The sequence below is a fragment of the Ravibacter arvi genome, assembly GCF_039540405.1.
In the GTDB taxonomy this organism is placed as follows: domain Bacteria; phylum Bacteroidota; class Bacteroidia; order Cytophagales; family Spirosomataceae; genus Ravibacter; species Ravibacter arvi.
In genome coordinates this window covers 17,687-41,893 of sequence record NZ_BAABEY010000032.1, presented here as the reverse complement: position 1 = coordinate 41,893, position 24,207 = coordinate 17,687, and the positions used below count along the sequence as shown (strand labels likewise).

General features: G+C 51.0%; 14 protein-coding genes. 6 read left to right on the top strand and 8 right to left on the bottom strand.

The window, feature by feature from the left end; all coding sequences use genetic code 11:
• Nucleotides 1-9: 9 nt before the first annotated feature.
• The 5 genes from ABD852_RS18250 to ABD852_RS18230 all read right to left on the bottom strand — a co-directional run bounded on the left by ABD852_RS18250 (nucleotide 10) and on the right by ABD852_RS18230 (nucleotide 11,734).
• Nucleotides 10-3,249, bottom strand: a complete 3,240-nt coding sequence (locus tag ABD852_RS18250) for a SusC/RagA family TonB-linked outer membrane protein (protein ID WP_345031526.1) — start codon at nucleotides 3,247-3,249, stop codon at nucleotides 10-12.
• A 196-nt stretch (nucleotides 3,250-3,445) separates the two neighbouring features.
• Nucleotides 3,446-5,029, bottom strand: coding sequence for a glycoside hydrolase family 32 protein (locus ABD852_RS18245; RefSeq protein WP_345031523.1), 1,584 nt, complete (start codon nucleotides 5,027-5,029; stop codon nucleotides 3,446-3,448).
• Nucleotides 5,030-5,062: 33 nt separating this feature from the next.
• Entirely contained in the window at nucleotides 5,063-6,628 is a 1,566-nt protein-coding gene (locus tag ABD852_RS18240) for a hypothetical protein (protein WP_345031521.1), read from the bottom strand.
• 53 nt (nucleotides 6,629-6,681) lie between these two features.
• On the bottom strand, nucleotides 6,682-8,487 hold the full coding sequence (locus ABD852_RS18235) for a RagB/SusD family nutrient uptake outer membrane protein (RefSeq protein ID WP_345031519.1): 1,806 nt from the start codon (nucleotides 8,485-8,487) through the stop codon (nucleotides 6,682-6,684).
• Between the two features lie 34 nt (nucleotides 8,488-8,521).
• Entirely contained in the window at nucleotides 8,522-11,734 is a 3,213-nt protein-coding gene (locus ABD852_RS18230; protein ID WP_345031517.1) for a SusC/RagA family TonB-linked outer membrane protein, read from the bottom strand.
• Between the two features lie 200 nt (nucleotides 11,735-11,934).
• Here ABD852_RS18230 and ABD852_RS18225 point away from each other — a divergent pair, with 200 nt between their 5' ends.
• Both ABD852_RS18225 and ABD852_RS18220 read left to right on the top strand, forming a co-directional pair.
• A complete protein-coding gene (locus ABD852_RS18225) occupies nucleotides 11,935-12,645 on the top strand; it encodes a FadR/GntR family transcriptional regulator (protein WP_345031515.1) in 711 nt (236 codons plus the stop codon).
• A gap of 51 nt (nucleotides 12,646-12,696) precedes the next feature.
• A complete protein-coding gene (locus ABD852_RS18220; protein ID WP_345031513.1) occupies nucleotides 12,697-15,579 on the top strand; it encodes a CIA30 family protein in 2,883 nt (960 codons plus the stop codon).
• Between the two features lie 166 nt (nucleotides 15,580-15,745).
• Here ABD852_RS18220 and ABD852_RS18215 read toward each other — a convergent pair whose 3' ends face one another.
• On the bottom strand, nucleotides 15,746-17,560 hold the full coding sequence (locus tag ABD852_RS18215; RefSeq protein WP_345031512.1) for a glycoside hydrolase family 2 protein: 1,815 nt from the start codon (nucleotides 17,558-17,560) through the stop codon (nucleotides 15,746-15,748).
• A 202-nt stretch (nucleotides 17,561-17,762) separates the two neighbouring features.
• On the opposite strand from ABD852_RS18215, the gene ABD852_RS18210 reads away from it, so the two are divergent.
• On the top strand, nucleotides 17,763-18,755 hold the full coding sequence (locus ABD852_RS18210) for a hypothetical protein (protein ID WP_345031511.1): 993 nt from the start codon (nucleotides 17,763-17,765) through the stop codon (nucleotides 18,753-18,755).
• A gap of 71 nt (nucleotides 18,756-18,826) precedes the next feature.
• Nucleotides 18,827-19,816, top strand: a complete 990-nt coding sequence (locus ABD852_RS18205; RefSeq protein ID WP_345031510.1) for a bifunctional heptose 7-phosphate kinase/heptose 1-phosphate adenyltransferase — start codon at nucleotides 18,827-18,829, stop codon at nucleotides 19,814-19,816.
• An 83-nt stretch (nucleotides 19,817-19,899) separates the two neighbouring features.
• On the opposite strand, the gene hpf is transcribed toward ABD852_RS18205, so the two are convergent.
• Together hpf and ABD852_RS18195 are read right to left on the bottom strand one after the other, a co-directional pair.
• Nucleotides 19,900-20,247: a ribosome hibernation-promoting factor, HPF/YfiA family gene (gene hpf / locus ABD852_RS18200; RefSeq protein WP_345031661.1), complete on the bottom strand. Its 348-nt coding sequence runs from the start codon at nucleotides 20,245-20,247 to the stop codon at nucleotides 19,900-19,902.
• A gap of 210 nt (nucleotides 20,248-20,457) precedes the next feature.
• Complete coding sequence (locus ABD852_RS18195) at nucleotides 20,458-20,760, bottom strand: DUF4286 family protein (RefSeq protein ID WP_345031508.1); 303 nt, start codon at nucleotides 20,758-20,760, stop codon at nucleotides 20,458-20,460.
• A gap of 245 nt (nucleotides 20,761-21,005) precedes the next feature.
• On the opposite strand from ABD852_RS18195, the gene ABD852_RS18190 reads away from it, so the two are divergent.
• A complete protein-coding gene (locus ABD852_RS18190) occupies nucleotides 21,006-21,686 on the top strand; it encodes a gamma-glutamylcyclotransferase family protein (RefSeq protein WP_345031507.1) in 681 nt (226 codons plus the stop codon).
• A 22-nt stretch (nucleotides 21,687-21,708) separates the two neighbouring features.
• Nucleotides 21,709-24,147, top strand: a complete 2,439-nt coding sequence (locus tag ABD852_RS18185; protein ID WP_345031506.1) for a tetratricopeptide repeat protein — start codon at nucleotides 21,709-21,711, stop codon at nucleotides 24,145-24,147.
• Nucleotides 24,148-24,207 lie beyond the last annotated feature (60 nt).

Genomic DNA, 24,207 nt, shown 5'->3' with positions numbered 1-24,207 from the left:
ATGTTGAAGTTAAAACGATGCTTTTACTCCAAAAATAATGGTGCGGGGGAGTGGGTACCGTCCGTTGTCCATCCCGCCGTCTTCGGGCATCAATCCCCTGTACTTGGTAAAATAAGCAAGGTTGTTGACCGAAACGTTGAACCGCAGGCCGGTAAAGCGGATGTGGGAAAGCAGCGAAGCGGGTAGCCCGTAGCTCAGAGTGATTTCGCGCAGGGCAAGGTAGTCGCCGCGTTCGTAATCCAGGTTCCGTCCGTTCCCGTTGTTGATGTTTTGGGGGTCGCCTCTCCAATAGTTGGCTTGTGCGGCCTGGTCAGCCCAGAAGTAACGGGGCACATCGGTTTGGTCGCCCTGCTTTAGCCATGAGCGCAAAATGTCCGTAGTAAAATTGCCGTCGCCGTGAAACTGGCCGTTCATGAAAGCACGGGCAAAATTGTAAATCGTGTGGCCTGTGGTGTAATCAGCCCTGGCGAAAAGGCTCAGGTTTCTGAAAGACAAAGTGGTTGACATACCGCCGGTCCATTTCGGGAAAATATTCCCGGTATAGATCCGGTCCCGGGGGTCGATGATATTGTTTTTATCCAGGTCGGCCCATTCTACATCGCCGCCTTTTTTGGATTTGTCGGCGCCGGCTACCAGCTCATCGCGCGGGCCTGCCGCGGCTTCTTCGTCGGTGGCATATACCCGCAACTGCTTGTAGCCAAACAGCTGGCCGGGAGCGATTCCTTCCTGTAGTCCTCCCTTCCACTCGTAATCCCCTTTTTTCTCATCATAGATATAGAAGCCGCCTACCCGGTTTCTTTCATTGTTGTTCGCAGGCAACTTGAGGATCTTGTTGGCGTTGTAGGAGGAATTGAGCCCAACCTCCCACTGAAAGTTTTGATTGCGAACGATATTGGCCGTTAATTCCACCTCAAATCCTTTGTTCCCGAGGCCCCCGAGGTTGGTAAGGATACTGGTGAACCCTGTCTCCTGCGGTAGTGGCAGCGTCGTAATCAGGTTTTCAGTAACTCGATCGTAGTAATCGGCGATAAGCCTGACCCGGTCGTCGAGAAGGCCGGCGTCAATTCCGATTCCTATGGTTTTGGATTGCTCCCATTTCAGGTCCTGGTTGGCCATAGTCGTATACTGGATAGCCGCCCCGCCCGCATACCGGGCGCCGACGCTGTATTGACCTTGTGCCTGGAAGTCGGTTGCAAGGCCGGGGTTAGCAATCGCCGACAGTGACCCGATGTTCCCGTTAACGCCGTAACTTCCGCGCAATTTCAGGCTGGTGACAGCTTTGTTGGAAGGCCAGAATTCTTCATTATGAATGTTCCAGCCCGCTGAAACCCCGGGGAAGAACCCCCATCGGTTGTTTTGTCCGAGGTTGGAGGCTCCGTCATACCGTGCATTCAGTGTAAAAAGATATTTACGTTCGTAGTCGTAGGTAACCCTGCCGAAAAAGCCCAGAAGCCTTTGGTCGGTACGGATGCTATACACGCTTACCGGCGTGGCCGATGCGTTGAGGGTCGGGATGAGATCCGTAGCCGCTCCGCGCCCGCTTGCGGAAAGGTCAGCTCTTGTCCGGTCAAAATATGAAATCCCCGCTTTAACCGACAGATTGTGCTTGTTGTTAAAACTGTTGTCATAGGTGAGCGTGGCATCTGCCTGCTTTTGGTCCCATTTGTAGTAGGATGCGGTAGCATTCCTGGAGTCAATGAACGTTACCGGCGTGTCGAAGTATGACATCTGGAACTCATTCCTCTCTTCGACCGAGTAGAACAGGGAAGCCGAGGGTTCGAAAGTCAGGTGGGGGAGTATTTCCCATTGCGCGCCCCCGGAAACGGTAATATTATTTTGCTGGTTGTTATTGCGCATCCGCGTGAGGTGGTAGGCGGGGTTTCCGAGCGACCTGTTGAAACCGGGCGCGAGCGTTCCGTCTTCGTAGGTGTACTTGGCGCTGGGTGCCAGGGCGAGAGAGCGCTGAAAAAGCTGTGATTCGTTGTAAACGACATTGTCGCCGAAACGGCTGAAAGTCAGCCCGCCGTAGACCGAAATGTTGTCCCTCACCTTGAGGCGGCCATTCAGGTTGGTAGTGAACCGTTTGTAGTTGGTGTTAACGGCAATCCCGTCAATTTTTGTGTAGCCGGTACCGAGGTTGAATGATGCTTTTTCAGTTCCGCCGTTGAAACTCAGAAAATGCTCATTTGTGATGCCGGTCCTGAAAAGCACATCCTGCCAGTCAGTGTTGGAAAATATGATGGTTTTTGAGGGATCAAGCGGGTCGGGCATGCTTTCCCAGCCCTCGTTTAACTTATGCTTGTTTTCGTCGGTGAGGTATTGTGTAGTGAAACCGGTACGATTGGTGAGATCGTTCCCTATACCCTGACCGTAAGCGCCTTTCAACCAGGGCAGCCGCTCGGGATGTTTCTCGGAAGTAGCGGCAATACCCAGCCGCCCGTAGTAGATGTAATCTCTTGCGGAGGCCACATCGTATTTTTTTCTAAGGTTGGAAAACCCGAGGGAATAGCTGTAGTTGATTGACGTCTTGCCCTGCACACCTTTTTTCAGGCCGATAATCACCACGCCGTTGGAAGCGCGCGCGCCGTAAATGGAAGTTGCGGCCGCGTCTTTGAGTACCTGCATGGATTCGATATCCGAAGGGTTGATTCCCTCCAGGTCCTGGCGGATGATGCCGTCTACTACGTAAAGGGGCTGCGCACCGTTGGGGTTGTTGATCGAGGTTCCGCCGCGTACAATTACTCTGGGCGCAGCTCCGGGCTGCCCGCTGACGGTTTGAACCCTCACGCCGGAAACTGATCCCTGGAGCGCCGAAGCAACGTTGGAAAAAGGCACATTCTCAAGTACCTTCTGATCCAGCTTGGAAATAGAGGTCGTCATTGTCGCCCTGGATTGGGTTCCATAGCCGATTGCGACTACCTCATTCAATGTTGTTACGTCTTCTTCCAGGATCACATTGATCTCGGTCTGGTTGCCGACGCTTACTTCTTTTGTCTTGAACCCGACAAAACTGAAGGCAAGCGTCTGATCTGACCCGACGTTAATCTCATAGCGGCCGTCCACGTTGGTCTGTGTGCCGGTCTGGGCTCCTTTCACCATAATGGTTACTCCGGGAATAGCAGTGCGGTCCGACGATGAAGTTACCGTTCCTTTCACCTGTCTCTGCTGCGCAACCGCTGAAATGGAAGAAATGGTGAAAAAGGCTAACAGTAAAATCGATCCGATCTTAGGGATGTACCAGTGCTTCATTATTAATGGGTTGTTTACGGTTGGGTTTTCATTTCGGGGATAATTGACAGGCAAAGTTTAGAGTTTAATTGTAGAACAAATGTAAAAATATTATTTAAGATTTAATTTATTAATAGAATTATTTGAAGACAAAAAAAACCAGCCGCCTCGGGCGACTGGTTGAGTGTACCTTTGGCCGGGTGTTCCGGCGGCCAGGCTACCTGGTTGGGGCGGTCATGACCGGGGCGGGCGTATTTCCGAAACGGAGCGCGAATAAATCGGCGTCGTTCAGGACGAACCTCAGCCGGACTGTTTTTCCGGCCAGTTTCGAGAGATCGGCGGCTTTTTTCCAAAGGACCTTTTTATCGACCGAGTCACCGAACAGGGGTTCGCAGTCAATTAAGGCAAACCCCGGAATGGGGGCGCCGTTTTCATCCTGGATTTCCGTGGCAATTCCACCAGCAGCTGACGACGAGAAATTGAGCCAGAGCTGATCGCCGGCGAATTTCAGCGGTTTGGTGACTATTTCTCCGCCTTTGTAGTCCGCAGAAACGGATACAAAGCCGTCGAGCCGCATGGTGTAGCGGCGCAAAGCGCTTGCTTTGCCTTTCCAGTAGTTTTCCACTGCGTAAAGCGACAGCTCATTCGGGGCACCCGGAAGCCCGGAGCCGGTTTCCACCACGTGCCAGGCCATACAGTTGTCGCCGTAGGTCCAGCTGCCGTTTCGTTCAATACCCGGTCTCAAAAAAGCTTCATTCCAGCGCTTGAAATGGACACCGTCGCGGCTGGCCATCAGCAGGCTTTCGGTAAGTACGGTTCCGTAGCGTGAGGTGAGATCGGCGATTCCGCCCTTGGTGGTTTTTCCCGCACGTTTTTCCCTTTCTTCAGGTTCCGGTAATTTTCTCATGGTTTCTGACCAGCCTCTGTCCACGTAGCGCAGGGGGAAGCCGATCAGGATATGGGGCGCCCTGTGGTACGGTTTTACCTGGTTGGTGTAGAGGTGCATTTCCGGCGAATCCTCGTAAACCAGGTCCTGGGGTTCGCTCCAGGTGAACAGGTCCGGGGACGTCGCGGTCCGGATGCCTCTTGTTCCGTTTTTGGAATACTGCCTCCAATATACCCGGTAGGCTTTTAGCTCCTTGTCCCAGAAAGCCAGGTTTTGAGAGTCGAAGTGCCCTTTTCGCATGGTGACGCCTTTGCCCAGCAGGCTCCATTTAAACCCGTCGGGTGACTTTAGTACCACCAGCCCGTACTCAGGATTCTCCAGGGTCACAATGGCCTTGTAGCGTTCCTCCGGGCTGACGGCCGGGTTCTCATCTTTAAAAACTGCCGGGTGGCCGGCGTCAATTTTTACCCCGAGTTCAGGCCCGCTTATCAGAACGATATTATTTTTTTTTGATCCTTTGAATGCATGCAAGCCAAGGTCGGGCTTATGCCAGGTGATGCCGTCGGTGCTTTCGGCGTAGGCGCAATACAGGGGATGCGAACTACTGGTATCGGTGCTCGCGGCGTGCTGCCAGGCCTTGTAGTACATCCGGTACTTGTTTCCGTCCTTAAAAACGGAATGGTACCCGGAGCCGCTTCCTTCCCATGGGGCGTCGTGGAGGATCACGCGCTCCCTGGGAACCGGGTGGTGTATTTTTTGAGCAGCGCTGCCGCTGTACCTGTCAACCAGGAAATTGTCAATAAAAAGTTCAATTCTTGATCCGATATCGATAGGTGCTTTTGTCTGGCTAAAAGCTGTGGGTGCACTTATCAGGCCGGCAAAAAGCATCAGCCAGGATCGGTACTTCCGGGGCATTGGCATAAGGTATTTGATTTTTAAATATGGAATTTACCTGAATTGGAAAGAGTAAATATCGCCATCTGAAATTACCATTCTCAGGCTTATCTCTTTTCCCTGCAAGGCGCTGACATTTGTGCCGGATTTCTTCCAATGAACCGGCCGGGCCACAGTGTCGCCGAATATTTCCGAACAGTCTTCCAGGGCATAGCCGGGGATTGGCTTCCCGTTTTTATCCAGTATTTCAACCCGGATGGCGCCCGCGGCCGATGTGGCAAAGTTCAGGAACAGCTCGTTCCCCTTGAAAGTGAAGTTACGGGTCAGGATTTCGCCGCCGGAAGCGGGGGCATTTACAGAAACAAAGCCGTCCAGCCGAAGGGTATAGCGCCTCAGTTTACTGGCTTTTCCCTTCCAGTAATTTTCGGTGGAATACAGCGAAAGCTCATTGGGTGCGCCCGGCCGGTCTGATTTGGTCTCTACCAGGTGCCAGGCCATGTACTGATCGCCATAGGTCCAGGTGCCGTCGCTTTCAATCCCCGGCCTGAGAAAAGCCTCGTTCCAGCGGTGAAACTTGACGCCGTCGCGGCTGGACATGAGGAGTGTTTCAGTCAGCGCAGTGCCGTACCGGATGTGTTTTTCGGCGCGTTTTTCCCGTTCTGCCAGCTCAGGCAGGCTTCTCATGGATTCGGACCAGCCGCGTTCGATGTAGCGCGCGGGGAAACCTATGAAAATGTGCGGTGCCCTGTGGTAGGCTTTGATCTGGTTGGTGTATAGCTGCTCTTCCGGTGAATCCGCATAGGTGACGTTCTTCTGCCCTTCCCAATTTATAAAATCCCCGGAAGTGGCGGTTCTGATCTCCCTGATGCCTTTGTAGAGGTTTTTGTTATCGGCAGTCGACTGGGAAAAGTACCGCCAGTAAGCCCGGTATTCTTTTCTTACGGGATCCCAGAAAGCCAGGTTTTGCGAATCAAAAGCCCCGTTGGTAATGATGGGTTCTTCCGAGAGGAGGGTCCAGTTGATGCCGTCCGGCGATTTAAAGGCCACGAGGCCCCGTTTGGTCTTGCCAGAAATGATAATGGCTTTATACCGTGCGTCGGGCTTTACGTTCGGGTTTTCGTCCTTAAATACAGCCGGGTGGCCGGCATCGAGGTCAAAGCCTTTGAAAGCGCCGGAAACAAAAACGATGTTGTTGTTTTTTGAACCTTTGAACTCGTGCAGGCCGAGATTGGGCTTTACCCAGTTAATGCCGTCCCTGCTTTCCGCGTAAGCGCAATAGAGCGGGTGAAAATTGCTCCGGTCTGCGGAAGCTTCGTGTTGCCAGGCTTTATAATACATTCGGTAGATATCCCCGTCTTTGAAAACGCTGTGGTACCCGCTCCCGCTTCCCTCCCAGGGGGCGTCGTGGACAATGGCAATTTCTCTGGGTACAGGTTCGTGCATTTTCAGACTTGCTTTTCCACCGAGTTTTTTAATGAAGAAGTCGTCAATGAACAGCTCCACCCGCGATCCGATTGCCACCGTGGAGTCATCTTTAACCGGTTCTTTGAAAGAGGCTGCCGTCACTGCGGTGAACATGGACCAGGACAGGCAGGCGGCAAAAAAAAGTTTTCTTTTCATGTGATTATAGGTTTAAGCCGTGAGGTGTTAGCTGTGAGGTTTAAGCTGTGGGTTCAGTCTTCCCAGCCCGGGTTTTGGGTGAGGCTGCTGTTCAGCTGAAGCTGCAACGGAGGGATAGGCGCCAGGTATTTGTAATCGGGGAAAGCCTTTGTCATGGTAGGCTTGACGATTAACCGCCCTTTGTTTCCTTCTGAAAGACGTATGGATTTATCGTCGATTACCATGTAGAATACACCCGGTACCGGTTTTGCGGGGGCGGCTGTAACGAAAGCGATATCCGGGGCTTTGTCTTCGTTGAGATCATAGAGGACATCCATTGCGGGAACATAGATCCCATCGGTTTCCTTTTCAAGATTGCGGGCTGCTTTCCATCGGATGAGATCGTCCCACCGGAACCTTTCGAGGATTAGCTCAATTGCCCGGTCCCTCCTGATTTCCATGATGGCGATCGAAGTGACGTCCGGAAAGAAATTGGCTTTCAAGTAAGGGTCCAGGGTAGCGGGCATTTTGGTATCGGTTATTCCTGCTCTTTTTCTCAGGAGCGCTATGGAATTATCCCAGTCAGCGGCGGTAAAAGTACCCAGCTCCGCCCTGGCTTCTGCGAAATTGAGAAGAATTTCCGCATATCGCATCAAAGGGATATCATTTGTGTTCCGGTCAATCCCGTCATAGAAGGGGTCCGGGTTCGAGTACTTGATCGGGTGATAGAGCGTGGTGGATACCCCGCCAAAGGGTGCTGGTGTAGCCCCGTTGGTGCGGGTGTAGCCGGGGGTTCTGATGGTTTGAGACAGCCGCAGGTCGCGGTTTTTTACTTCCCGGCTGAAAAACAGTGTATCGTACCCGGGGAGGTCGGTAAAGCGGCTGCCGTCAAGGTTCAGGTAGGTATTGACAAACCTCTTGTTCAGCGACGTCATGTACCGGCCGCCGATATTGGAATAATGGTTTGTGCTGGCATTCCATACCTGGAGTTTTTCGTCGTGTGCATTGGTAAGCAGCACTTCGGCGCTGATAGAATTGTCACTGATAAAAAGCGATTGGTAGTCTTTGCCGGATTGTGCGGTAGAATAAATGGAATACTGGCCGCTGTTCATGACGCCTGCGGCAGCGTCGGCGGCCAGCTGAAGCCATTTTTCCGCTTCCGGAAGCGCATATTCGGGGTGGTATTTCCGGAAAGTGCCTTCAAAGAGGCAAATCCTGGATTTCAGACCAAGCGCTACCCACTTGGTAATGGTGGTACCGGAATTGTCTTTTTGGTCGGAAATGTTGCTGATTGCAAAGTCCAGATCGGCCAGTACGGAATCCATTACAACGGTACGCGGATCTCTGGCTTTGTAGAGCCCCTGGTCGGTGGAACCCAGCGCTGAGCTGTACCAGGGAACATCACCAAAATGCTTGACTTTGTCGAAGTAAAATTTCGCCCTGAACCAGCGGGCTATTCCCGCGTAGTGTTTTTTTATGTTTTCGGGGGCGTCAGAATTTTTGTAGTTGTCAAGGAAATAGTTGATTCTCCGAAGCTCATCCCAATACCAGAAGGGCTCATCCAGTGCAGTAAAAGCGCCGGGCACGTAATACTTTTCAACGAACTGGCCATTGAAGGTCAGGTCACTGCGGGCGTCGGTTACGTATTGGAATTCGCTGATGCCTGTATTGGACGGTACCCCGAAAATATGAGAAGCGGGAGGGAAGGTTCCCGGCAGTTCATAGAGCGAATTGATGTACATTTTGAGGTTCTGCTCGCTTTTGAAAGCCTGTTCAGGAGTCAGGGCATCGAGTGGAGTCAGGTTCAGCGTATCGTTACAGGCGCTTCCCGCAAAGAGTGCGGCGGCGAAGACAAGTATCCTGGAATAATTTATTTTCATTTTGGATCTGAATATTTTGTTCGTAACAAACCGGTTAGAAACTTACGCTCAGGCCGAGGTTATAGGATTTGAGCATCGGGTAGTAAGTGCCGAGGCCCCCATCCATTTGCTCGGGATCAATGTCCCTGGTGATTTTGAAAACAGGGGAGTAGGTCCAGAGGTTGAGGCCGGAAAATGAAAGCCGCAGGTCGCTGACCCCGATTTTCCTGGCGAGTGCTTTGGGAGAATAGGTCAGCGTGATTTCCTTCAGCCTGATGTAGGCCGTATTCTGGAGGTACCGGGTTTGGGGCTGCAGCTGCCGGTTGGCATAGGCCATGTTGCCTTTCCACCTCGGCCAGTAGGCGTTCGGGTCGGGATTGTCATTTGTGTAGGAATTGCTCAGGAAATGGACGGGTATTTCAGCCGCCCAGTATCCGTAAGGTCCCCAGAAGGGGTTTTGATGGTGGGTCGGGTACCAGTCCCTTTTGCCGACTCCCTGGAAGAACAGCGCGAGAGAGAAATTTCCGTATTCTCCGGCCAGCCGGGTACCGAATTTGTAACGGCTCGACATGTTGCCGATGATGGACAAGTCGCCGGGGTTATTGACTGTTCTTTCGCCCCAATCCACTTTTCCATCCTGGTTGATGTCCTTGAACTTGATGTCTCCCGGCTTGGCGGGCATCCCGGCAACATTGGTGAGAATGTAGCTTTGGTTGGCGTGTTTGTTGATATCTTCCTGGTCGACAAAAAGTCCTATGGTAGTTAACCCCCATATTTCGCCGATCGTCATGCCTTCATAGTAGCCGGCCGTGCGGAAATCCGGATCAATGATGAGCGTTTTCTGCGGGTTGTTGAATTTCGTGATGCGGGATTGGTCGTCAGCCAGCGTAAACTGGACGCTGTAGTTGAACGGTGTTTTACCCTCAACCTGGTCGCGCCAGGTCAGCGAGAGCTCAAACCCCTTTGTTTCGAGATCTGCGAAATTTCCCCGGGGCACCGCCGCGCCCAGTACTGCCGGCAGGGGCGGGCCTGCCGTGATCATATTGGTGGTTGTTCTTTTGTACCAGTCAAAAACGGCACTCAGCCTGTTTCCGAACATATCAGCGTCGAGACCGGCGTCAATTGTAGTAGACGTCTCCCAGGTGAAATTGTCGGCCATTACCGCCGGGTTCCGGGTGGCGACCGGTCGGGCACCCTGCAGTATTTTGAAGGTCTGGGACCCTGTTATTTGCGGAATAAAGAGATAAGGGCTTATCTGGCTGTTCCCGAGCGAGCCATAGGAAACCCTGGGTTTCAGGTTGTCGAGCCACTTCCTGGTTCCGGCCAGAAAGGCTTCGTCGCTCATGCGCCACCCCACAGAAAGAGACGGGAAGAATCCGAAGCGTTGGTTAACCGGGAATTTGGATGATCCGTCGTAACGGCCGTTGACTTCGAGCAGGTATTTTTCCTGGAAGCTGTAATTGATTCTCGAGAAAAAGCCGGCATTTGCCCAGTCGCTGCCGCCGCCTGCGATTGAAAATACGTCGCCGGTAGCGAGGTTAAAGGCGTCCAGTTCAGGAATAATCAGGTTGGTACGGCTGACATTCAACGTCCTTGTCTTGCTGATTTCAACGTTGGTACCCGCCAGCAGTTTTATTTGATGTTTCCCGAACTGCTCGTTGTAATTGGCATAGAGGTTGTAATTGAAGTAGTTCAACGCGCTCTTGTTGTTGGTCAGCCGCGAATCTCCGACGGAGATTATCTGGTTGGGGACATTGCTGTAGGGGACCGGGATTATTTTTTGATTGGTTTCAACGTTACGGTTCCTGAATGTAAAGTTCCCCTGCAGGTTTAGCTTCTTTTTGACAATAGAAGCATCAAAAGCAATATTGGCCAGTATCTGGCCCTGTTGGGTACGGGTTTCATTGTACCCTTCGAGTAAACCGACCGTCCGTGACCCGATGAGGGTATAGGAGCCGTCGGGGTTGCGCGGGACACCCATGGGAGTAGCGCCGCTCCTGATGTACATATTTTCAAACACACCGTCGCCGCCGAACGGATCTTTGTAAGCATTGGAAGCGTACTGGATATTGCTGTTGATGTCCAGCCAGGGAAGCGGTTTCACGGAACCTTTCATCCGCAGGTCGTAGGTGTTGAATTTGTCAGACCTGATTTTGTACAGGCCGTCCTGCGAAAAATAGCGCCCGGAAATATAGTAGGACGCTTTTTCGTTACCGCCGGAAGCGCTGAGCGAGTGCTCGGTCGAGGGGAAATTGTCCTTGTTGAGGAGTTCCCACCAGTCGGTATTGCCGTAGTACATGTAATTGCCTGTGGCCGGGTCAATTCCTACGTCAGGGCGACCGTGCCCCGGGTTTTCGGAACGGTATTTGAGTTCGTTGAGATATTCCTGGGAAAAGTTGATGCCGACATCACCAATGGTCGTAGGTGACCGGGTCCCGCCATACAGCTCGGTAAAGCTTTCCATGTACATTTTGGCCCAGAGGTAACTGTCTTTCAGAACCTCGCGCCTGGCGGTGCGCGACTGAGCCGAAAACGTGGCTGTATACCGCAATTGCGCTTTGGTCCCCGGGTTTTTGGTTGTGATCAGGATAACCCCGAACGCCCCCCTTGAACCATAGATAGCGGCGGAGGCAACATCTTTCAGGACCGAAACGCTTTGTATGTCCTGCGGGTTCAGCGTGGACGGGTCTCCCTCCGCTCCGTCTATCAAAATAAGGGCTGATCCACCCGCTCCGATGGAAGTGACACCCCTGATGTTATACGAGGGATTAGCGTTGGGCCGGCCGCTGTTAAAAGTGATGTTCAGGCCGGGTATCTGGCCCTGGAGCGCCCGTGATACGTTAGGCACCGACATGTTTTGAATTTGCCGGCCGTCGAGCTGATCTACCGCGCCCGTCAGGTTGATTTTCTTGATCGTACCATACCCTACGGCGACTACTTCGTTCAGGGCGGTGACCTCTTCTTCCAGTACAATATTCAATTCGCTTCGCTGCCCGATTTTTACTTCCTGGGTTTGGAAACCGACAAAGCTGAAGGTAAGGGTCTGGTCAGGTGCAGCGCTGATTTCAAAACGCCCGTCGGCGTTGGTCTGGGTTCCGTTTTGAGTTCCCTTGATAATGACCGTTACGCCTGGTATGGCTGTCTGGTCAGACGCCGAAGTTACTACCCCTTTGATGGGCTTCTGTTGCGCAACTGCGGGAGCAAGACAGCAGTGCACGATCACATACAGAAGAATCACTCTAATTTTGAGCAAGTAAATGTTCTTCATTTTGTAAAGATGGCAGTTTAGGATTTCGTATTTGGTTGAAGGTTCTGAACTAAGAATAATCTACTTAGTTTTATTTGTCGGACAAATATATATATATTGTTTAATATACAAATTATTTATAGAATTATTTAAATGTTTTGGCGATATAGCAGCCGATGAGTCAAAACGTGCTAATTTTGAGATCTGTAGTATCAAGTCTTATGAAGAAAAATAGTGTTGCGCCTCTAGAGCCCCTGGGTACCTTGTCCATGACCGACCGGGTGGAAAACATACTGAGAGCTTATTTCCAGGAGCACAAATTCAAGCCGGGGGACCAGCTGCCCAACGAAATAGAGATTGCCAGGCAATTGAATGTCAGCCGGAATGTAGTCCGGGAGGCACTTTCCAGGCTCCGCATGCTGGGCATGATCGAAGCGCGACCCCGTCGCGGCATGATCATGACTCAGCCCGATCTCCTGGCAGGCTTGGAAAAAGTGCTTAATCCGCTCATTCTCAGCGTGGATAATCAGAAAGATATTTTTGAAATGCGGCTTATCCTGGAGATGGGTATAGCTGAATTTGTTTTTGCCAGGAAAACCAAAAAGGACATAGAGGATCTTGAAAAGATTGTCGCGAACGAGCGCGAAAAAGAGATGCTCACCCGGGAAGACGAAATTGCGTTCCATGGCAAGCTCTATGAAATGACCGGAAATGAAACCTTCACCCGGTTCCAGATTCTTCTGATGCCGGTTTTCAACCACGTGTTTACCGAATATTATGAAAAAGGGATACGGGTGGATATAGAGCAGCCCGTGCGCCACCATCACCTGGTTGAAGCCCTGAAAAACGGTACCGCCGACGATTTCCGAAAGGCGATGTATGTGCATTTGACTCCATATTATAAATCGGGAAGCATCCATCCCAGAATGTAGTCGCCGGACCGCGTTCCGCATTGCCCTTTTTTCCTAAACCCAACCCTTGACATGTTTTTGAAATCCTTACCCCTCCGTTTGCTGGCGGGAGCATGCCTGTTAACGGCGGCCTTTTCCTGTCAGTCTGCCTTTCAACAGAAGGTGGAGATAGGCAACCGGAATTTTTCGTACGTTATTGATCACGAGGGAAGAAACCTATCTTTTCTCGACCTGAAAAGCGGAAAAGATTACCTGGCCGACGATAGTACTTCCTTTTGCGCTTATGTGAAAAAGGACAAGGTATTGTATCACCCTTCTGCGGTGAACCTGTCGGGCGAACAGCTGGAAATTCGTTTCGACAGCGCTGCGGTCGTCGCATATGTTTCTTTTCAAAGCGACAAAGACCGTGTTATTTTTAAGGTGGATTCCGTCGCCGGAAAGTTGGACGCGCTCACGTTTGTCAATATACCGCTGAAGCTGGAGGCCGTTCCGGACGAACCCTTTGCCGCCTGCTTACTGTCATTGAACCTGAAAACCCATGTTCAGCAATTGCCGGCGCTCCAGGATCACCTCTGGGCAACTTCCTATGAGAAATTCGGGCTGTCCGGGGCAGAAGCAGCCATGATCGGCGTGCCGCAGCAAGAGATTCTTCCAGCAATACGCACGGTTATGAAATCGGCCGCCGACATTCCTTTCTCGGATAAGGGCGGGGCCTGGGCCCAGTCGAATAAGGAGGGCTACGGCTCTTATCTCATGGATTTCGGTACGCTGACAGAAAAAACGGTTGACGAATGGATTGCCCGTTGTGACAGCCTTGGATTTAACCAAATCGCCATTCATGGCGCGCACTATTTTTTCAAAAACGGCGACCTGGAATTGCATAAAGACAAATGGCCAGGCGGTTGGGCTGATTTCAAAAAGATCAACGCCCGTTTGCACCAGGCCGGTATTTCGTCTATCCTGCTCACCTATGCTTATTTTATTGAAAAATCATCAAAGTATGTAACCCCGGTCCCAAGCGAGGACCTGGGGTATTTCAATGCCTTTACACTGAATGCCGACATCGGCGCCGGCGATACGGAGGTTGAGGTAAGAGAATCCACCGCGGAAGTTTCCAATATTATCGGGTACTTCATTCAAAATAGTGTCACGCTGAGAATAGGAGAGGAGCTGGTTGAGTTTGCAGAAGTCACCAAAACTCCGCCATATAAGTTCAGGGGATTAAAGCGCGGGGTAAACGGAACGAGAGCACAGGCACACGCTGCCGGTGAGAAAGGATACCACCTGCAGCAGATGTTCGGGCTTTTTGTGCCGGGACCTGAAACCGGGTTGTTTAACGAGATTGCCCGGAAAACCGCCAGGATTGTCAATGAAAATAACTTCGACGGTATTTATTTCGATGCGATCGATGGCAACAACATGCTGGGCGGCAAGGAGAATGCCTGGCATTACGGAAGCAAATTTGTTTTTGAAACTGCCCGCCATCTGAAACCGATGGTTGGGATGGAAATGTGTGACATGCCGCATCACTACTGGCATTACAGTTCCAGGTGGCAGGCCTGGGACAAGGCCGTCCGGGGCTATAAAAGGTTCGTGGACGTACACATGGCTGCTTTGAAATCGAATGATCATCGCCACGGTGAATGGATCGGGTACACAGGCTCCATTAACCGGCTCGCACCGATGAACGACGGCCGGCTTATGCTCCCCCTTCACATGGGCTGGTGGGGTAACCATACCTGGGAGCCTCCCCAGGTAGAGACTACTTTTCCCGATGACATGGAGTACCTGCTCTGTAAGATGATTGGAAATGACGCGGGGCTTTCGATGCTGGGTGGGACCGATGAAAAAACGTTGAATGAAAAGCCGTTGTTCAGAAAGCTGGTGGCTTTGACCCGGAAGTACGAACGGCTCCGGCAGCAAGGGTATTTCAGCGAAGCGGTGAAGGCACAGCTGAGGCAGCCCGGTAAGGAATTTACGCTGGTTGAGGAGAACGGGAAATGGGGATTCCGGCCTGTTACTTACCAGAAGCATACCGTGTCAGGCCTTGAGGGAGGATGGTCGCTTGATAATCCGTATGACGGCCAACCTGTTCGCGTAAGGATTCATCCGTTAATGTCGGTCGCTCCTTTTGAGGCCGCGGGCAATATCATGCTTGCGGATACCGGCGACCTGGAGAGGTTGAAACCCGACGGGGCAGCCGCAGGTGTAACCGGGAGCATATCAAAATCTGCCGGCGGCGATGCCCTGGTATTTACTGCACACCATGACGGGAGTAGTCCCCGGGAAGGAGCCTGGATCAAATGGCAAAAGGTGTTCGAACCCTGCCTTAACCTGAAAACGCACCAGGGAATGGGCGCATGGATAAAAGGAGACGGGAGCGGAGCTTTGCTGAACCTCCGCCTGGAGAGCCCGAAACATCTTTCAATGGGCGGGCGGGGCGACCATTTTGTGAAACTTGATTTTAAGGGCTGGCGCTATTTTGAGCTCGTTGAAGTCGAGTCTGCTGCCTTCAATGATTACCTGTGGCCGGACGAATACCACAATGTATACAATTCTTATCTGTATAAGGTGGTATTCGATTGTGTCGACAAGCTGCAGGTCTGGATCAACAATGTGCCGGCAGGCAAAACGGTTTCTGCAGAAATACGGGTGGTGAAAGCATTGCCGCTTGAGGAATTAACCATAGAAAATCCGGTTGTAAGTATCGGGAAAAACACGCTTACTTTCCCGGTAAAGATTACCCCCGGGATGTATCTGGAATATGAAAGTATGAGTGATTGCAGGCTTTTTAGTCCCCAGGGGGCTTTCATTCAGAATGTTGTGCCATCCGGAACCGCTCTGGCGGCATTACCCGGGAAAAATGATATACGGATGTCGGTAAAGACGGAAGGCAAGGTTCTTCCGCGGGTCAGTGTGTCGGTAATGACGAAGGGAAAGATGCTGGAGGACTAAGGGCCAGGAGGAGAAAAAATATAGAGCCTTTCGGAAAGCTGGTGGTAAGTATGTTGATCCGCCACTCCCTGTTCATTAAAATGCAAAAGAGGCAGATGTTTTCTGCCTCTTTTGTTAAGAAAGCGCAAAATGTGCACCTAAATTTTCTTTGTCAGCTTTCGTTTTTTTACCGATAAAGCTCGTCATGCAATTCTTTCAGTGCCTTTTCCGGCATTTTGATCACCTTCCGGTCGTAGGTCATCAGGCCGTTGGTCTCAATCTCAACGTCCGTCGTTTGGGTGTATACCCCGGCGGAAAGCCCTCGTTTGATCAGCGGCTTGAGGTCTTTCATTAATTTGGTGTAGCGGGTCAGCAGTTCCTCCGGGCTCTTGAAACTCTGGTAGCCCCAGTTGTTTTTATCCTGCCAGGTATGATCGGCAACGGGCAGCCCCAGTCCGCCGAATTCGCCGAGTACAATGATCTGCCTGCTGCCGAAAAGATCAGGGCGAGGCATCACCGGATCAGGGTAGTTGTGCATATCAATGATGTGGCCGACCGGTTCGAAATTTCCGCCGCTGGCGCTGTTTACCAACCTGTCGGGGTCATATTTCATAGTCCATTCGGTGATTTCTCTGGTTTTGAACTGGCCCCAGGCTTCGTTGAAAGGTACCCAGACCACGATGGAAGGGAAGTGATAGAAAGCATCCATAATGGCCTTCCATTCCGTTTTGTAAATGGCTTCTGATTCCGGTGTCCTGTCCTTGTCCGTTTCGCGCCCGGTGATGCCCGGTCGTTGCTCCCAATGATTACCGAGGTCCCCGGAAGGCATGTCCTGCCATACCAGCATGCCGAGCCGGTCGCAGTGATAGTACCAGCGTGCAGGCTCGACCTTGACGTGTTTCCGGATCATATTGAAGCCCATTTCCCTGGTCTTAACGATGTCAAACAGCAACGCTTCGTCGGTAGGCGCGGTGTAAAGACCATCGGGCCACCAGCCCTGGTCCAGCGGGCCGTACTGGAACAAAAATTTGTTATTGACCAACATGCGTTGAATACCATTTTCGTCGGGCTGCATGCTGACCTTCCGGATGGCAAAATAGCTGCCCACCTGGTCCACCACTTTGCCTTTCCTGACTACCGACAGTTTCAGGTCATACAGGAAAGGCGTATCCGGATGCCAGACTTTGGCATTTGGTATGTTCAGGATAATGTCCTGACCGGGAACTGATGTAACGGCAGCTACTTCCTTCTCGCCGTCGTATGCTGCCACCTTTATTTGGTCGCCCGCCAGACTTTCCTGAACGGCCGGCCGGATCTTGACGGACCTGGTCTCAAAATAGGGGGTGATCTTCAGACCGGAAACATAAGTTTCGGGGACAACTTCCAGCCAGACGGTTTGCCAGATGCCGGTGACGGGCGTATACCAAATGCCGTGTGGATTCTTAACTTGTTTCCCTCTAGGCTGCGGCCCGTCGTCAGAAGGGTCCCACACGCCTACGGTCAGTTCCTGGGTACCCGGTTTTCCCAACAGGTCAGTAACATCAAAGGTAAAGGGATCGTATCCGCCCTTGTGCGTCCCGGCGTTTTTCCCGTTTATAAAAACATCGGCTTGCCAGTCAACGGCGCCGAAATGGAGCAACAAGCGCTTGCCCTTCATGTTTTTGGGCGCCTGGAACTGCGTACGGTACCAGAGCTCCTGGTCTTTTCCTACGGTTTTCCCCACTCCCGAAAGAGCGGATTCAACGGCGAAAGGGACCAGGATCTTTCCTTGAAATTGTGCGGGCCGGCCAGATTTTGCCGGCACGATGGCATAATCCCACTGCCCGTTCAGGTTGGTCCAGCCGGTACGGGTAAGCTGTGGCCGGGGGTATTCCGGATGGGGGGCTTTGGGATCCACCTTTTCCGCCCAGGGCGTCAGTATTTTTGTGCCCGCCGGTTTCCAATCCTGGCCCGACGCTGAAAAAATCGTAAGAAGAAAAGCTATTGAGAGAAAGAAGCGCATGAACAGGCTTATTTACAAGTTTGGTTACTGAAGCGGAGACTTGTCAAAAGTACGAATATTTTGATGGTCCCCGCAGGGGATTCCGACTGATGTTTCTCCGGCTTGAGCCTGCAATTAAGGGAAGTTTGGCGATCCGGCAGCAATACGTTGTTAATTTTGTCGTTGTAAATGCTAGTTGTCACTATTCTCCATTGCTTCTGCTATGCGAATTTCCCGGTCTGCGGCAGGCTTCTTATCTCTGTTTTGGATTGCCGGTGCGGCGCAGGCGCAGCAGCTCAATCTCAGCAGGTTATTTTATCCGAACGCTACGATGCGTGCCGAATTTCACCCGGAGGCGGGAATGGGATCCGGCGGTCGCTATGGACTTACCCGTACCAGCGTTTTGGGCCTGGTACCATTAAAAAGTGAGGTGCAAGCCAGTTTTAGCCTTCGTAAGAAATTTGATCTGCGGGCGGTACATACCCTCATGTACGTGCACTATGGCCAGTCGTCGCCCGAAATTGACGGGCTGCGAATACCGCAGAACGGCTATAAGTCGGTGTCCGCAGGCGTAATACGGCTGCAGGCGAGCTTGAAAGACCGGCTTTGGATGTATGGAGGCGGGCTCGGTATTTCGGAATCGAATGAGACTTTCTTCTCTCCCCGTCCGCACATCTGGGGCGGTGCCGCAAGGATGCATATACTGGGGCTTCAAACCCAATTGATGTACGGGTCGATCCTGTTGTATAACCAGAAGCTCATGGTGGTGCCGGTCTTCGGTATCAACAAGCGGTTCAACAAAAACTGGCGGGCTACAGCTATTCTGCCCTTTACAGCCTCCGTACGGTACAATGCCAACAAATGGCTCAATATGGAGGCCATCAGCGGACTGAATGGTTACAGCAGCGGGTTCAAGCTGGCGGCGCCTGCAACTCCTGAACTGGAGCGGATGAACCGGCAGAATTACCGGCATGTCAAAGCGGGCTTAGCGGTCAATGCGCACCTGCTTTCCGTGTTTAATATTTCGCTCGAAGCGGGGGTTACCACTTTCAGGAGCCTGAAAGATATAGGGGAGACCGGCCTTGTACTGGAGCGCTACCGGCCGGCAACCGCTCCTTATGTGGGCGCCAGCTTGCGATACCTCACTTCGCGGTCGAAGCTGTCCTCCAAATTCACGCGCAGGATGGGTATCGGGGACAGCGGCTTGAATTGGTAAGAAAAATGCTGACCTTTGCGCTGTTGAAAGAAATGGCGATTTCAACGAAGTGAGCAATAGAATTGATTTAAATGGAGTCTTTAGAACAAATCTTTGAGTCTTTTAATAAACTGCGGATATTGGTGGTCGGGGATGTGATGCTGGATTCCTATGTCTGGGGTAAAGTGGAACGAATTTCTCCTGAGGCGCCGGTGCCGGTGGTAACGGTTCAAAGCAGGGAGCTCAGGCTGGGCGGTGCCGGCAATGTTTTGCTCAATCTTCAGGCATTGGGCGCCGAAGCATTTATCTGTACGGTAATCGGCCAGGACGAATACGGGGAAAAGCTGCAGAGAATACTGAAGGAGAAAGGCCTTAATTGCGAAGGACTTCTGCGGGCGTCCGACCGGCTCACTACTGTTAAAGAAAGGGTCATAGCCGGGAGTCAGCATGTCGTCAGGATCGACAGTGAAACCGAAGCCCCTATTTCGGCGACAGATAAGCAAAGACTGATAGACAAGGCGATTGAGCTCATCCCGTCATGCGACGTAGTGCTGTTTGAAGATTATGACAAGGGGGTGCTGGATGCGGAGAGCATCGCGGCTATCACCAGCTTTGCCCGGGAACACGATGTACCGACGGTGGTCGATCCTAAAAAGAAAAACTTCCTGGCCTATCGCCATGTTACGCTGTTCAAACCCAACCTGAAAGAACTTCGCGAAGGTTTCAAAAAGGATTTCGACATTAATAACCGGGAAGAATTTGAGCAGGTCGTTGCCGAATTGCTGCTTGAGCTTTCTGCAGACGGAGCGTTGATCACGCAGTCGGAGCGCGGGGTTTTTATTACTTCCGGTCCTGAAAAGCATCATATTAAGGCCCACAAACGAAAGGTAACCGATGTTTCGGGCGCAGGTGACACGGTGATCAGCATTGCTGCCTGTTGTGTGGCGTTGAGACTTTCACCTTTGTTGGTGGCTACGCTTTCCAATCTCGGCGGGGGGCTGGTATGTGAGCACGTAGGTGCGGTTCCGATCGACAAGGCATTGTTGCTGAAGGAGGCGCTGAAGACAGGAACCCCGCTCTAAACCGGGCGTTTTTTACGCACAGAACTTTTATAAGGCAATAAAAAAGGGGCGAAGGCCCCTTTTTACTTTTGAATTGTACGAATTTAGATTTCTTCCTGGTCTTCCGTATCTGCTTCCACCAGCAGCGGTTTTCCGTTTCTGACTTCCGCTCTTTTATTTTTGAATTTCTTAACCCTCATTTTTAGCGTATCAATAGCCAAGTCGGTAGCTTCTTCGAATGTCGTTCCGGCTTCCCTGACAAATACGCTGCCCCCCGGCACGTATAGTTTTACCTCTACCAGCTTTTTCTGGATTTTGTTATTCTCGCTCTTGTCGAGCTTGAGAAAGACATCCCCGCTGGTAATGTTGTCATAGAAAGTTTCCAGTTTATTCATCTTTTGTTGAATAAAAGCTAACAATCTCTCATCCGCATTAAAGCGAACGGCTTGCATCTGCAGTCTCATACGCGTCAGAATTTAAATTGAACAACTGAGTTTACTGTCATTATTGAATAATGAATTAACAAAATCGTAATGTCAATGTCAAGCAAACTTCGTGGTTTATTTTGTATGCTTTTCTGCAGGCGCCGGGTGGGTGCAAGGGGTGTTTTCGGGTAGCGATTGTACTTAACTCAGAAAGACCGGGTCAGCCGGACGGAAGCCTCACATTACTTTCAATAAGGTCTGGAAATACAGTACCTGGCCGGGGAAATGTTCCTGCATTTCAGCCTGGAAAACGGGGTCGTGGGCTTGTAGGAACGCTTCACCGGCGTCAAGATCAGCCAATTCCACCTGGATCGTATAGGTAATGCCATCCTGTTCTACTTCAGTGAGGAGCTTCAGGAAGCGGCAGGAACTGACACCCGGCAGTGCATGAATGGCTGGTACATGGTGCTCCTGTACCCATAATACCCATTTTGCCTCCGCTGGAGGAGCTACACTATAAGTAGTGTTGTGAATTATCATAATGTTACGTTCCGGATTAAGGCGCAAATTTAGGACGGTTAGCGAAAAGTTGGAAGAACTACCGGATTTTAGCAGAATCTATGAAGAAATCGGTTTCACAAAGAATAAGTCGCAGTGTTTGGGAAAGCGCCTGGTCTGACTTACGTGAATTTTAGTAGTATTGTAGGGATTTTTTTCTTTAACAACCAGACTTGACTCCCGAACGCAGGACAGGAGGCGTTCAGGAATATTACCATTACAAGATTATGAAAAAATATGTGTTGGGATATGGCTCTCTTATCAACCGCGCATCCAGACTGATGACAGTACCTACCGCTCACGAGGCTTTCCCGGTTAAGTTGGAAGGTTTTACAAGGGGCTGGTGGGCGCGTACTCCTGTACCGGGTTTCACAACGACATTCCTGGGATGTATCAGTGTAGCGGATTTCCGTAGGTTCCGGGGTGAAAGGCCGCATGACGACTACCTTAACGGCGTTTTTTTTGAAGTTTCGGATGAAGATTTGCTAGCCATGGACAAGCGGGAACGTGGCTATGACCGGGTATTGGTGGCTAAATCGCAGCTCGGGTTTTATGAAGCTTCCTCCGGCTTCGATCCGGATGGGGAATTTTATATTTATTTGAATAATTTTAGCGACGAAGCGCAATTTGAAAGCGCTTTACCGTCAGAGAACGTGCCCATTGTTCAGTCGTATGTAGATATATGTATGGAAGGCTGCCTGGAACAGGAAGCCGAATTTTCATTTCTCCTGGAGGAAGATTTTGTCAGCCGGTTTCTTCTTTCCTGCCAGGAATGGAATGTCCACTGGGTAAATGACCGTATCCACCCCCGACGGCCGCACGTATATTCCCCTCAAGCCTTTAAAATAGACCAAATCCTCTATGACTCACCCTTAAAACGAATATATGAGACCGTGAGAATAGAGTGAGAAAAGCCCCTCATTCTTGTATATGCAGCCCCTAACCTCTATCATCCTTTTTGACATCCTCGACCTGATCGAATTTCTTGAGAAGCGTAACGTCAGTACCTGGGTAATGGTGCTGATCGGCATCATTGTTGCGGTTCTCAAGTTCGGGGATTTCTCCGAAGCACTACAGCGCAGTGGGCGCGCGTATAAAAATTTTGTCGGAAAAATTAAAAATTTTGTCGGTGAAAAAGCGGAGTCATCCGAGACGCCTGCCGCAGCAAGTGAAGACCGTACCGAGAAGCTTTTCACGTTGCCTGTTATTTTCGGCCTCGATGAAGAGGCCGCAGAAATTTCAAGGGAAATTCAAAAAAGCAGGATGGTGCTAATAACCGGTCCCGGAGGTATAGGCAAATCTACTTTGTCGGTTTTTTACGCTGTAAACCATCGGGAAATGTATCCCGGCGGGGCGGTTTTTATTGAGTTAGCCCCCGTGAAAGAGGGCGACAGGGTTGCCCAGGTAACCGCAGAAATCCTCAGGATCCCGGATGACGGGACCAAATCCGTTACCAACCAGATCATAACCTTCCTTAAAGCGAAGAAGTTTCTACTTATTTTCGACAATTGCGAACACCTCATCGCCGAAGTGAAGCAATTGATTGTGGAAATCAAGACGAATTGCCCGCACGTACACGTCATATGCACTTCCAGGGATTATTTCGAAGTCAAAGGTCTACCTGATGGCCATCGCCTGGAGCTCCGATCCATGGAAACAGGAAGTTGGAATATGCCGACCGAGGAATTAAGGCAGTTCAATGGCGTAAAGTTGTTTGAACATCATGCCAGGCACGTAAATTCCAGGTTTAAATTATCGCCGGGTACACTTCCGAGCGTCTCTAAAATCTGTAGCTGGTTTGACGGACTTCCGCTGGCAATCATACTGGCCGCAAGCCGGACCGACATTCTCACTGTTGAAGAAATATCGGAGCAGCTTGACAGGTTTCTGCCTCAGTTGGAGTCTTCTTCGGCCAATATCCTTACCGTGAGGCACAGAAGCATGAGAAATGCAATAGAGTGGAGCTATGAGCTTCTCGAAAGCCTGGAAGGAAATACCATGATGAACCTTTCCGCTTTTGCAGATGACTTTTCTGTCAGTGCAATTAAGAAAGTTTGCTTTGAAGATAGTGTACGGGTGGAAACGAGGGAAAGTATTATATCCAAGCTGCAAAGAGCGAGCCTTCTCAAACCGAGTAGCCCCAAGGGAGGGACAAAGCGCTTTTTTCTTTTAGAGACCATCAGGCAGTACAGTAAGGAAAAATTAATAGCGCGGGGAGATGCGGAGGTGATTCATAAAAGGTTTTGCGAGTATTACCTGGCATTCGTAGCGGAGCACGGTGCTCATTTGCTGGGAGACAGGCAAATGGAAAAGCTCGAGATACTCGAAGAGCAGATAGCCAATATCCGTATGGCATTTGTTTACATGGACCGGTATAACTGGACCGATATGATGACCAGGTGTGGTGCCGGGCTATGGAGATACTGGGAAATCCGTTCGCAGTTAAACGAAGGGCGTGAACGCCTCGAACATATAGCGAATAATTCGTATGAGCCGAACCGGGATCTGCAGGAGGTCCTGAACGGGTTGGGTACCATACTGTACCGGCAGGCTGACTATGACCAGGCCTTTGCTTACTACCAGAAGAAGCTGACCCTGGATGACCTGCTTGGAGATGTAAACCAGAAGGCATCTACCTACAGTGACCTGGGTAATGTACAAGGGAAGAAAGGAAAGCACCGGGAAGCTATCGAGTACTTCAGGAAAGCGCTGCTTATTACCGATGCCGGTGAGAAGTCGAGAGTGAATGCCGTTATTTTTAATAATCTGGCCAGGGAGAGCCTGCTGATCGGTGAAGTTGGAAAAGCCAGGCAGTATTATGAAAAAAGCAGGGAGTATTTTATGCATCTTCAGAACAAGTGGGAAAGCGGTTTTCCGCTTCACGGCCTGGGAATGGCGGCACTTTATGAAAAGAATTATGAGGTGGCCCGGGGCTATTTCGAAGAAGCTCTGAAATACCGGGAGGAAGCCAAAGACCAGAGAAATGTTGCGCAGTGCTTGCTGGGGTTGGCTTATGTGGGAATCAGCCTGTCCGAAATGGATGAGGCGCGCCGTTTTTTAAAGAAATCACTGGATATCAATTGGGGCAGCCAGGAGGAAATGGGGCTTCATGATACTTTTGCGGTTGGTGTAGTCTATATGGTCAAAGCCGGAGATTGTCCGACAGCCATCCAGATTTCAGCTTATTTGCAGAGAGAAAGTCGCAGAAAGGCCAATACGAAGCTGTTTCATGTTTTTTCTGAGAATCTGATCAGTGAATGCCACGACGAATTTGCGGACAACTACGAGCAATGGGAACAACTTGGTCAGTCGATGTCAAAAAATAGGGCATACAATCTGCTGAATAAAAAGCTGGAAGTTGGAGCGTAAGGCTTGAAGAGAGGGTATGTCATATCCCGAAAATTTGGAGAAAACATAGTTTTCCGTTCA